This window comes from Geodermatophilus sp. SYSU D00758 (genome assembly GCF_054049955.1).
In genome coordinates, this window is the sequence record NZ_JBJGYK010000043.1 from 24600 (window position 1) to 35786 (window position 11187).

Consider the following 11187-nt stretch of genomic DNA (forward strand, 5'->3'; position numbering starts at 1 on the left):
ACGACGCACACCGCGGACCGGGAACTCCCCCGAGGGGTTAGCGGACCGCCTCGTCGCGCGTCGCGCCGCTGGGCACGGCCCCGCCGTGCCCAGCGCCGCGCCCAGCGCCGTGGCCATCGGGCACCCGGTCCTCCACGACCGGGGCCCCCGGCTGCGCGGCCGGGCCGCGCGGCGCCGGGCGGGCCGGGACGTGCTCCTCGCGCAGCCCGCGCACCAGCGCCACCAGCGTCAGGAGCAGGACCACGGCGAAGGGTGCGGCCGCCACGATGGAGGCGGTCTGCACGCCCTCGAGCCCGCCGCTGACCAGCAGGACGGCGGCCGTGGCCGCGATGAGCAGGCCCCACACCATGCTCACCGGCCGGGCCGGGTCACGACCCTCCTGCGTGCTCAGCGAGCCGAGCACGAAGGTCGCGGAGTCGGCGCTGGTGACGAAGAACGTGACGATGAGGACCATCGCGCCGATGCCGGCGACGACCCCGCCGGGCAGCGTGTCCAGCAGCGCGAACAGCTGCGACTCGGTGCCCTGGTCGCCCAGGCCGGCACCGTCCTGCTGGGCGAGGACCCCGGCGCCGCCGAACACGGCGAACCACAGGCCGCTGAGCAGGGTGGGCACGCCGAGCACGCCGATGACGAACTCGCGGATGGTCCGGCCGCGGGAGATGCGCGCGATGAAGGTGGCGACGAACGGCGACCAGGAGATCCACCACGCCCAGTAGAAGACCGTCCAGCCGTTGATCCACTCGGAGCGCTCCACGTCGAACGGACCGGTCTGCAGGCTCATGGTCGGCAGCTCGGTCAGGTAGCTGCCCAGCGTGGTCGTGTAGGCCCCGACCAGCCGGCCGGTCGGGCCGGTGAACAGGACGAAGAGCAGCAGCCCGATGGCCAGGACGACGTTGACCGTGGACAGCCACTTGATCCCCCGGTCCAGACCCGACAGGGTCGAGACGAGGAAGAGCACGGTGACCACGGCGATGATGGCCAGCTGGACGCCGGCGTCGACCGCGATGCCGTCGCTCAGCGCGGCGAGGCCGCCGTTGACCTGCGCGGCACCCAGCCCCAGCGAGGTCGCGACCCCGAAGACGGTGGCGACGACGGCGATGGTGTCCACGGCGATGCCGACCGGGCCGTCCGCGCGGTCGCCGAGCACCGGGCGCAGCGCCCCGCTGATGGTGGCCTTCCAGCCGCGGCGGTACCGGGCGTAGGCCAGCGCCAGCGCCAGCACGGAGTAGATCGCCCACGGGTGCAGACCCCAGTGGAAGAAGGAGTAGCGCAGCGCCTCGCGGGCCGCCTCGGTGGTCTCCGGGCTGGCGGTCGGCGGCACCAGGTAGTGCGACACGGGCTCGGCGACGCCCCAGAAGACCAGGCCGATGCCCATGCCGGCGCTGAACAGCATCGCGAACCAGGCGCCGGTGCTGTACTGCGGCCGTTCGTCGTCGCCACCGAGCCGGACCCGCCCGTAGCGGGAGGCGGCCAGCACGATGACCGCGATCAGCAGGCCGGTGGCGGTCAGCAGGTAGAACCAGCCGAAGCGGTCCACGACGAAGGCGCGGGTGGCCTCGGCGGCCGAGCCCAGCGACCCGGGCGCCAGGGCACCCCACAGGACGATGGGCAGGACGACGGCCAGCGAGGACCAGAAGACGACGGAGGTTCTCCGCACGAGGGCGACTCCTGTGATCGACGACAGGGCTACGGGCTCGGAGCGACGACGAACCGCAGGCGCGGGTCTCCGAGCGCCTGGGGAGACAAGGTGTCACACCGCCCGGAGCTTCCTCGACGTGACCGGACCCACCGGGCGCGACCTGACCCGGGTCGGGGAGGCTGGACGGCGATGAGCGCCGCTCCCGCCGTCCCTACCCCCGTCCACCGGACCCTAGACCTGGCCCTGCGGTGCGGTGAGGTGCTGCTGGCCGGCGGTGCGGGCGCCGCCGAGGTCACCACCCGCTGCACGGCGCTGGCCGAGGCCGCCGGGCTGCACGAGGTGGAGTGCGACATCACCTTCACCTCGATCGCGATGTCCGCCCAGTCCGCGCCGGGGGACGCGCCGGTGACCGGCATGCGGCTGGTGCAGCAGCGCGAGCTCGACTACACGCGGGTGACCGCCGCCCACAACCTCGTCGACGACCTCGTGGCGGGCCAGGTCACCCAGCCGGAGGCCGAACGACGGCTGCGGGAGCTGGTGACCGCCCGGCGCCCCTACCGCCGCTGGGTCGTCACCGGGGCCCGGGCCGGGCTGGCCGCCGCGGTCGCGGTGCTGCTGGGAGCGGGGCCCGAGGTGACCGCGGCGGCCTTCGGGGCCACCGTGGTCATCGACCTGGTCCTCGCCCGGCTGGCCCGAGGGCAGCTGCCCGCCTTCTACCAGAACGTGGTGGGCGGGCTCATCGCCACGGCCGTGGCGCTCGCGCTCGTCGCCGCCGAGGTGGGGGTGCGCCCCTCGCTCGTCGTCGCGGGCGGGATCGTGCTGCTGCTGCCCGGGGTCACGCTGGTCGGCGGCGTGCAGGACGCCATCTCCGGCTTCTACGTGACCGCGGCCGCCCGGGCGTTCGAGACCTTCCTGCTCACCGCGGGCATCATCGCCGGGGTCGCGGCGGGGCTCTCGGTGGGCCTGCGGCTCGGCCTGCCCGTGCGGATCGGGGACCCGTCGACCGAGCCCCTGGGACCGCTGGCCGTGCAGCTGCTGGCCGCGGCCGCGGTGTCGGCCTGCTTCGCCGTGGCCAACCACGCCCCGCGCCGGGCGGTCCCGGTGGCCGGTGCCGCGGGCGCCCTCGGCTGGGCGGTCTTCGCCGCGGTCGGCGCCGCCTCGCTGGACACGCCGGTGGCCGCGGCCGTGGCCGCCACCACCGTCGGCCTGGCGGGTCCCCTGGTCTCCCGGTGGCGACGGGTGCCCGCCCTGGTGCACGTCGTCGCCGGCATCATCCCGCTGCTGCCCGGCCTGACGATCTACCGCGGCATGCGCCGCTTCGCCGAGGGCGACACCATCAGCGGGGTGACGCTGCTCGGGGAGGCGGTGACCACGGGGTTGGCGCTGGCGGCGGGGGTGCTGCTGGGCGAGCACCTCGCCCGCCGACGCCGGGCCGCGGCCGGCACGGACGGGAGCCGGGGCCCCGGTGCGCGGCCGCGCCGCCGTCCCGCCCCGCTCCCGGTCGGGACGGCCCGCACGCGCTGGCGCCGGCCGGCCCGCCGCTGATGCGCGTGCCTCACGGAAAGTGATCGAATCCTGCCCTAGTGTCGCTGCCATGGGGGGCGACGGCCGGTGGAGCGCCCTCGCCGACCCGGCCCCGGTGGACGTCCACCACGCGGGGACCTGGTACCGCGGCGAGCTGCTGGGATGGCGGCACGACCCCGACGGTCGCTGCCGGGTCCGCGTCCGCTGCCGGGTCGACGGCATGCGACGCACCACCTGGGTGGACCTCACCGCCCTGCGTCCCGCCGAGGAGCCCCCGTCCCCGGCCCGGCACGCCGCGGCGGCGCCGTCCCCGGCGTCGACGCGGGGTCCCGATCCCCGGTTGCTCCCCCGGCGCCCGGACCCCGCCGTCCCCCTGCCCCGGCCGCGCCGAGCCGGCCTCGTGGAGTGGGCCACGACGGTCTGAGCGGCCTGCGGCTCAGCTCCCGCCGAAGAGCGCCCGGGTCAGCGCCGTCCGCCGGACCAGCAGGTCGTAGGCCGACCACGTGAGCGCCGCCGACGCCAGGCAGATGACCCCGTACTGCAGCGCCGGGTGCAGCGGGGTCCCGACCACCAGGTAGGCGACCGCCACGACGACCGGTTGGTGCAGCACGTACCAGGGCAGCACCGCCGGGGCCACCCGGGCGAGGAGGCCCGCCCGGCCCGGGACGGCCCCCGGCGCGGGCGGCCGGGCAGGCGCCAGGGCCCCGACGACCGCCAGGACGGCACACCACCCCGCCGCGCCGAACGCGGCCCGCCCCACCAGGTGGACCGGGTCGCGGTCGAGCAGCAGGTCCCCGCCACCGCCGAGGGCCATGACCGCCCCGGCCACCGCGAGCAGTCCTGCCGCGACGACCGCGGCGAGGCCCGCGTCCCGGCGCAGCACCGGGCGGAATCCCGGGTCCGCCGCGAGCACCGCCCCGGCCGCGACGAACAGGAGGTACCCGGGCACCGTGCCGGCGGCGATGCCCTCGTCGAGCCCCAGGCCCGCGGCGAGCGCCCCCAGGAGGACGGCGGGCAGCAGCAACGCTCCCCGCCGCCGGGCGGCCAGGGCGGCCACCGCCCGCAGCGTGCGCCCGCCGCGCACCGATCCCGCCCAGGCGAACAGCGGGAGCACGGCGACCGAGGAGAGCAGCAGCAGGTGCACGAACCACAGGTGGCCGGTCTCGAAGCCCGGCCCGTCCCCGGCCGGCCGGAGCACGAACGGGAACTCCGACCAGTCCCAGCGGACGTGGAGGAACCGCGGCCAGAACTCGAGGTAGGACCCGGTGTACCCCGCGGTCCCGCGCAGCCGCAGCCACACCGGCAGGGGGCAGAGCAGGACGACGCCGGCGATCAGCGGCACGAGCAGCCGCCGCACCCGGCGGCGCAGGTACTCCCCCGTGCCGCGGGCCCGCCAGGAGTGCCAGGCGCCGATGCCGGCGGCGAGGAAGAGCAGCGGCATCGCGACCACGACCACGGGGCCGGCGAGGGGGACGAGGTCGGCGGTGCGGTCGCTCTTCACGTAGAAGTCGTCCGTGGCGTCGTAGACCAGGGCGGCGTGGAACGGGATGAGCCCGCCGACGACGACGACCCGCGCGACGTCCAGCCCCGGCCAGCGGTCCGCCCCCACCGGGGACCGCTCCAGTCGGGAGGGGGTCGGGGCCCGGCCGGCACCGTTCGGCACGCGAGGACGCTCCCAGCCACCGGCGCAGCTGTACAGGGGATCCGCCGTCCGCAGGGCAGCCGGGACGTCCCCCCGACACCACACGAGGGGCCGGTCCGCGTGCGGACCGGCCCCTCGTGTGGTGGTAGCGGGGGCAGGATTCGAACCTGCGACCTCTGGGTTATGAGCCCAGCGAGCTACCGAGCTGCTCCACCCCGCGTCGGTGACTCCACCGTACCCCAGCCGCCTCCGGGCGTGCAGCCGGGCCCCGGGTGGGGCCGGCCACACCCCCGGAGGCGGGGCGTCGACCGGTGGGGTGCGGTGTCAGCCGGTGGGCTGGGCCGCCTGGGCGGCCTGGTAGGCCTCCACCGCGGCCTGCAGGTCGGCCAGCGCCTGCCCCTGGGCGGCGAAGTCACCGCTCTGCTGGGCCTGGCGCAGCGCCTCCAGCGCGGCGTTCAGGTCGGCCACCGCCTGGTCCAGCGGCACACCGTCCCCACCCTCCGGCGGCGCCGGGGCCGGTTCCGTCGGCTGCGGCGCGGGCGCCGGCTCGGCGGCGTCCTCGGTGGTGTCGGCGATGTCGTCGCTGTCGGCCGCCGCCTCACCCGCTCCGGCCCCGAAGACCTGGTCGAGCGCCTCGGCGAGGGTGTCGGCGTAGCCGACCCGGTCGCCGTAGTTGACCAGGACCTTCTGCAGCAGCGGGAAGGAGTTCTCACCGGTGCCCTCGACGTAGAGCGGCTCGACGTAGAGCAGGCCGTCCTCGCCGATCGGCAGGGTGAGCAGGTTGCCGAACACCGCCCGCGACTCGGCGCTGTTGAACAGCGTGAGGTCGGGCCGGACCTGGTTGTTGGTGATGAAGGACTGCTGCACCTGCTGCGGCCCCCGGAAGGGCGTGTTGCCCGGCAGCACCAGCACCTGCATCTGGCCGTACGTCTCCGGCGCGCTGGACGCCGACACGAACGCCGACAGGTTCTCCCGGCGGAACGCGTTGAGCGCGCTGGTGAGCTGGAAGCTCGCCGCCGGGTCACCGGGTCGCTGCGCCAGGATGTAGTACGGCGGCTGCGGCTCCTGGGTGTCCTGCGTCGGGTCGGCCGGCACCTGCCAGCGGTCGTTCTGGTTGTAGAAGTCGATCGGGTCGCTGACGTGGTAGCGGGTCAGGATGTCCCGCTGCACCTTGAACAGGTCCTCGGGGTAGCGGACGTGGCTGACGAGCTCCTCGGGCATCTCCGCCCGCGGCTCCACGGTGCCCGGGAAGGACTCCATGTAGGTCTGCAGGACCGGGTCCTGCTCGTCCCACTCGTACAGCCGCACCGTGCCGTCGTAGGCGTCGACGGTGGCCTTCACCGAGTTCCGGATGTAGTTGAACGTGTCGTTCGGCAGCGCCGTCGTCCCGGTGCCGGTCAGCGCGTCGGCCGCCGCCTCGCCCAGCTCCATCTGCTCGGCGTACGGGTAGGAGTCGGACGTCGTGTACGCGTCGAGGATCCAGGTCACCCGGCCGTCGATGACCGCCGGGTACGGGTCGCCGTCCACCGTGAGGAACGGCGCGGCCTTCTCCACCCGCTCGAGCGGGTCGCGGACGTAGAGCACCTTCGAGGCGTCGTTGACGGCGCTGGAGAGCAGGAAGTTCCGCTCCCGGTAGTAGATCGCGAACGTCAGCTGCCGGAAGAAGCTGCCGATCGCGACGCCGCCCTCGCCGTCGTAGGTGTTGTTGATCTGCCCCTCGCCGTCGCTGCCCTCCGGCAGGTCGAACTCGCGGGGCTCGGCGCCCTCGGGCGCACCGACGACCGAGTAGTCCTCGATCAGCTCGCCGTAGTAGATCCGCGGCTGCTCGACCTCGATGTCGCCCCGGACCGGCAGGTCCCGGGTGGTGAAGTTCGGCTCGCCGCCCTCCTGGCCGGCGACCACCTGGTTGGCCGGCGCCGCCACGAACCCGTTGCCGTGGGTGAACACCGTGTGCCGGTTGATCCAGGTCTGCTGGTTCTCGCTGAGCGCGTCGCTGTTGAGCTCGCGGACCGCGACGACGTAGTCCTGGGTCTCCCCGTCGACCGTGTACCGGTCGATGTCCAGCTTCTCCGGGAAGCCGTACACGTTGCGGATCTGCTGGCGCGCCGTGAACGTGTCGGACAGGACGTTGGGGTCCAGCAGCCGGGCGTTGGGGATGGTCTCGGTGTCGTTGCGCAGCTCGGCGAGCACCGCCTCCGTGTCCACCTCGTCCCCGGTGTTCTGCTGGGCGTAGTCGACGTACTCCACGTCGGTGAGGTCGTAGGCGTCCCGCGTCGAGGCGATGGCCCGCTCGATGTACTCCGACTCCCGCTGGTCGGCGCTGGGCCGGACGACGAACTGCTGGACGATCGCCGGGTACGCCACGCCGATCACCAGGCTGGACAGCAGGAGCAGCACCAGGGCGGCCGCCGGCAGCCGGAAGTTGCGGACGACGATGTTGGCGAAGAACGCGATCGCGCAGACCGCCGCGGCGAAGACGAGGATCGTCTTGGCCGGCAGGAGGGCGTTGACGTCGGTGTAGCTGGCACCGGTGAACAGCTCACCGCGGTCGGAGAAGACCAGGGCGTACCGGTCGAACCAGTAGGCCACCGCCTTGAGGGCGACGAACAGGCCCAGCAGCACCGACAGCTGGACCATCGCCGCGCCGGTCAGCTTCTGCCCGGGCGTCTGCAGCCGCAGCCCGCCGAAGACGTAGTGCGTCAGCAGCGAGCCGATGAGCGACAGCAGCACGATGGCGAAGCCGAAGCCGAGCAGCAGCCGGTAGAAGGGGTACTCGAAGACGAAGAACGACAGGTCGAGGCCGAACTGCGGATCGGTCTGACCGAACGGCGTGGCGTGGCGGAACTCCAGCCACGTCTCCCAGTTCCCCTGCGCGGTGAAGCCGGCGAAGAGGCCGAGCACCACGGCCACGGCGGTGAGCACGAGGGTGCGCCGCGGCTCGAGCGACTGGCGGTAGCGCTCGAGGTTCTGCTGCTCCAGCGACATGGGCCGGAACGTGGGTCGGAAGCGGTACGCGAGGTAGATCGCCAGGGCGGTGAGCCCGCCGGTGGCGATGCCCGCGACGGCGAACAGCAGCGCGCGGGTCTGCAGCTCGGTCCAGAAGACCTCGGTGTACCCGGTCTCGTCGAACCACAGGTAGTCGACGTAGACGTTGGTGAGGGTCCCGATGGCCGTGAACAGGACCAGCAGCACGGCGATGGCCCCGATGACCACCTTGGCGCGCCGGGACAGTGCCGGCACCGACACGGGGGGCCGCATGGCCACGAGCGGACTCCTTCAGGTGATGCGGTCGTGGCGGGCAGCCACGGAGCTGGGCCCCGAGGGGCCCGTGGACTTACGAGACGAGCCGTTCCGACTTCGCCCGATCATCCGAATCCAACGGACGGGAGCGCTGCGGGTTCCCGTACCGGCTCCGGCGGCCAGCATCCCCCAGGATCCGGGCGATCGGGGCTCACCCTCCGGGGCGCGCTCCCCTGGTGGCCGCTCCCCCGGTGGCCGCTCCCCCGGTGGCCCTGCCCGCCGGTCAGCACGACTCCGGCGTCCGCCCGGCCCGGAAGTCCTCCAGGGCCTGCAGGGCGTCGCCCAGCGTCGCCACCCGCGCGGTGGTCAGCCCCGGCTGGGGGGCGGCCAGGGCCTCGGCGCAGTTGTCCGCCGGGACGAGGAACAGCTCGGCCCCGATCCCGGCGGCGGCGACCATCTTCAGCTGGACGCCGCCGATCGGCCCGACCGTCCCGTCGGGGGTGATGGTCCCCGTCCCGGCGATCGAGGCGCCGCCGGTGAGGTCCTCGTCGCCGACGAGTTCGAGGATCCCGAGGGTCAGCATCAGCCCCGCGGAGGGACCACCGACGTCCTCCACCTGGATGTCGACGTCGAACGGCGCGTGCGGCTGCTCGCGGACCAGCACGCCGAGCCGCGAACCGGCGCCGTCCTCGGCCGCCCGGGTGGTCACCGTCGCGGTCGTCGACTCGCCGAGCCGGGTGTGGGTGACGGGGACCTCCGTGCCGCCCGGGATACCGGCGAGCACCTCGTCGAGGGTGGCCAGGTCGGGGGTCGGCTGCCCGTCGACGCTCTCGATCGCGTCCCCCTCCTCGAGGACACCCTCGGACGGCGAGTCCTCACCCAGCCCCCGGACGACGACCTTCGTCGGGTAGCCCAGCTCGCCCAGCGCGGCGGCCTCGGCCGCCTCCTCCGAGGTGAGGAACGCCTGGCGGTTGGCCTGCCGGGTCTCCTCCTCCGTCCGGTCGGAGGGGTACACCGTCTCCTCCGGGACGACGCTGACCTCGTCGTCGAACCAGCCCTGCACCGCCTCCACCAGGCTCAGCCCGGCCCGGCTGACCCCCACCGTGGTCAGGGTCAGCTCTCCGGACACCTCGTTGCGGTCGCGACCGTCGACGCCGATGACCGGCTCCCCCTCGACCTCGCCAAGCGTGTCGAAGGTGGGCCCGGGCACCTGGGCCACGTAGGGCACCGGCACCGCCGCGCCGAGCACGCCGAACACCACCAGCAGCACCACACCGACGCTGAGGACGGCGATCCGACGGGTCACGACCGGCCAGCTTAGAGAAAGGACCCTCGTGCCCCCCACCGCTCGCAGGCTCGCGGCGGGACCCTGCACGAGGGCCGACCAGACCACCTCGCCCCCACGCCGCGCACGCCCGGCGCGAGCCCCCCGGACGGGGCGCCGTCCGCCGTCCGCTCAGGGCGGACGGGCCCTCCACCGGGAGATCACGCGTCTACCGTGGGGGCATGAGCGACCTGCCCTTCGGCTTCGGCATGCCCGACCGCGATCCCGAGCGCGGCGACCAGCCGGGCTCCGGGGGCAACGACCCGTTCGGCTTCGGGGCGCTCTTCGGCGGCGGCCCCGGTGCCGGCACGCCGGAGGAGCTGCTCGGCAAGATGCCGCTGTTCGCCGAGCTGCAGAAGCTGATGAACTGGTCCGGCGGCCCGGTCAACTGGGACCTCGCCCGCCAGGGGGCGATCAGCACCCTGGCCACGGGCTCCCAGCCGTCGTCCGACGCCGAGCGGGGCGCCGCCACCGAGGCGCTGCGGCTGGCCGACCTGTGGCTGGACCAGGTCACCGACCTGCCCTCCGGGGTCGACCGCGCCGTGGCCTGGTCGCGGGTGGAGTGGCTCGAGCAGACCCTGCCGGAGTGGGGTCGGCTCATCGACCCCCTCGCCGAGCGGGTGACCGGCGCGATGACCAGCGCCCTGCCGGCCGAGGCCGCGGCCATGGCCGGCCCGCTCGCCGGGATCATGGGACGCATCGGCGGGCTCATGTTCGGCGCCCAGATCGGCCAGGCCCTCGGCCGGCTCTCGGGTGAGGTCCTCACCGGGACCGAGATCGGGCTGCCGCTGGCCCCCGAGGGCACCGGCGTCCTGGTGCCGCAGAACGTCGCCGAGTTCGCGGCGGGCCTCGACCGGCCCGCCGACGAGGTGCGGCTGTTCCTCGCGCTGCGCGAGGCCGCGTCGCTGCGCCTCTTCGCCCACGTGCCGTGGCTGCGTCAGCAGCTGGCCGACGCCGTGCACGCCTACGCCCGCGGCATCACCATCGACCGGGAGGCGATCGAGCGGGGCCTCTCCGAGGCGATGGGGTCCATGGGCGGCATCGACCCGACCAACCCCGAGAGCATCCAGGCGCTGCTCGGCAGCGGCGTGCTGGAGCCGGAGGAGACGCCGGAGCAGCAGATGGCGCTGCGCCGGCTGGAGACCCTCCTGGCGCTGGTCGAGGGCTGGGTGGACGCGGTGGTCGCCGCGGCCGCCGCCGACCGCCTGCCGGGCCACGGCGCGCTGGCCGAGACGATGCGGCGCCGCCGGGCCTCGGGCGGCCCGGCCGAGCAGACCTTCGCCACCCTCGTCGGCCTCCAGCTGCGGCCCCGGCGGCTGCGGGACGCCGCGACGGTGTGGGGTGCCATGGCCCAGCAGCACGGCAGCGAGGCGCGCGACCGGCTGTGGTCGCACCCCGACCTGCTGCCCACCTCCGAGGACCTCGACGAGCCGCTGGACTTCGTGGCCCGCCAGGGTCTGGACGACGAGCTGCAGGCGCTCACCGCCGAGACCGGGGAGCAGCCGAAGGGCGGGGACGACGCCCGCACCGACGCCGCCCCCGGCGACACCGGCGGTGCCGCACCGGGCGACGCCGCTCCCGGCGACCCGGCACGGGATGGGGACGACCCGGACCGCCGGGACGGGCAGGGCTGACCCAGCCGGGACGCTCCGCCCGGGACCGGCGGGCGCACCCGGGCGCGGGCGCGCGGCCTGCTCACTGGAGGACCCTGGACGGGCCGGTGACTGACTGAGAAGGTCGCTGGCGCACCCCGGGTCCCCACCGGATCACTGCCACGGCTGCTAGCTGGAGGTCACAGCCAGACTGAGTTCTGCAGGA

The 11187-nt window shown here is 74.6% G+C and carries 7 protein-coding genes and 1 tRNA gene; 3 read left to right on the plus strand and 5 right to left on the minus strand.

What is annotated here, in order from left to right:
• Nucleotides 1-37 precede the first annotated feature (37 nt).
• Nucleotides 38-1657 (minus strand): BCCT family transporter, encoded by a 1620-nt coding sequence (locus ACI8AC_RS21435; protein ID WP_456899869.1) that lies wholly within the window; start codon nucleotides 1655-1657, stop codon nucleotides 38-40.
• Between the two features lie 171 nt (nucleotides 1658-1828).
• Here ACI8AC_RS21435 and ACI8AC_RS21440 point away from each other — a divergent pair, with 171 nt between their 5' ends.
• Nucleotides 1829-3184, plus strand: a complete 1356-nt coding sequence (locus ACI8AC_RS21440; RefSeq protein ID WP_456899870.1) for a threonine/serine ThrE exporter family protein — start codon at nucleotides 1829-1831, stop codon at nucleotides 3182-3184.
• 49 nt (nucleotides 3185-3233) lie between these two features.
• Nucleotides 3234-3587, plus strand: coding sequence for a hypothetical protein (locus ACI8AC_RS21445; protein ID WP_456899871.1), 354 nt, complete (start codon nucleotides 3234-3236; stop codon nucleotides 3585-3587).
• A 12-nt stretch (nucleotides 3588-3599) separates the two neighbouring features.
• On the opposite strand, the gene ACI8AC_RS21450 is transcribed toward ACI8AC_RS21445, so the two are convergent.
• The 4 genes from ACI8AC_RS21450 to ACI8AC_RS21465 all read right to left on the minus strand — a co-directional run bounded on the left by ACI8AC_RS21450 (nucleotide 3600) and on the right by ACI8AC_RS21465 (nucleotide 9351).
• The gene (locus ACI8AC_RS21450; RefSeq protein WP_456899872.1) at nucleotides 3600-4826 is read right to left on the minus strand and encodes an acyltransferase family protein; all 1227 of its coding nucleotides are present in this window, start codon (nucleotides 4824-4826) and stop codon (nucleotides 3600-3602) included.
• Nucleotides 4827-4948: 122 nt separating this feature from the next.
• Nucleotides 4949-5025: transfer RNA gene (locus ACI8AC_RS21455), tRNA-Met, on the minus strand.
• A 104-nt stretch (nucleotides 5026-5129) separates the two neighbouring features.
• Nucleotides 5130-8063, minus strand: coding sequence for a UPF0182 family membrane protein (locus ACI8AC_RS21460; RefSeq protein ID WP_456899875.1), 2934 nt, complete (start codon nucleotides 8061-8063; stop codon nucleotides 5130-5132).
• A 265-nt stretch (nucleotides 8064-8328) separates the two neighbouring features.
• Nucleotides 8329-9351 (minus strand): YlbL family protein, encoded by a 1023-nt coding sequence (locus ACI8AC_RS21465; RefSeq protein WP_456899873.1) that lies wholly within the window; start codon nucleotides 9349-9351, stop codon nucleotides 8329-8331.
• 200 nt (nucleotides 9352-9551) lie between these two features.
• Between ACI8AC_RS21465 and ACI8AC_RS21470 the strand changes: the two genes are divergently transcribed.
• Nucleotides 9552-11003 carry a zinc-dependent metalloprotease gene (locus ACI8AC_RS21470; RefSeq protein WP_456899874.1) on the plus strand — a complete coding sequence of 484 codons (1452 nt, stop codon included), beginning with the start codon at nucleotides 9552-9554 and terminating at the stop codon, nucleotides 11001-11003.
• Nucleotides 11004-11187: the final 184 nt, after the last annotated feature.

Coding starts and splice junctions, on each gene's coding strand:
- ACI8AC_RS21445 (WP_456899871.1), top strand. CDS start 3,234: ATGGGGGGCGACGGCCGGTGGAGCGCCCTCGCCGACCCGGCCCCGGTG.
- ACI8AC_RS21470 (WP_456899874.1), top strand. CDS start 9,552: ATGAGCGACCTGCCCTTCGGCTTCGGCATGCCCGACCGCGATCCCGAG.
- ACI8AC_RS21440 (WP_456899870.1), top strand. CDS start 1,829: ATGAGCGCCGCTCCCGCCGTCCCTACCCCCGTCCACCGGACCCTAGAC.
- ACI8AC_RS21460 (WP_456899875.1), bottom strand. CDS start 8,063: ATGCGGCCCCCCGTGTCGGTGCCGGCACTGTCCCGGCGCGCCAAGGTG.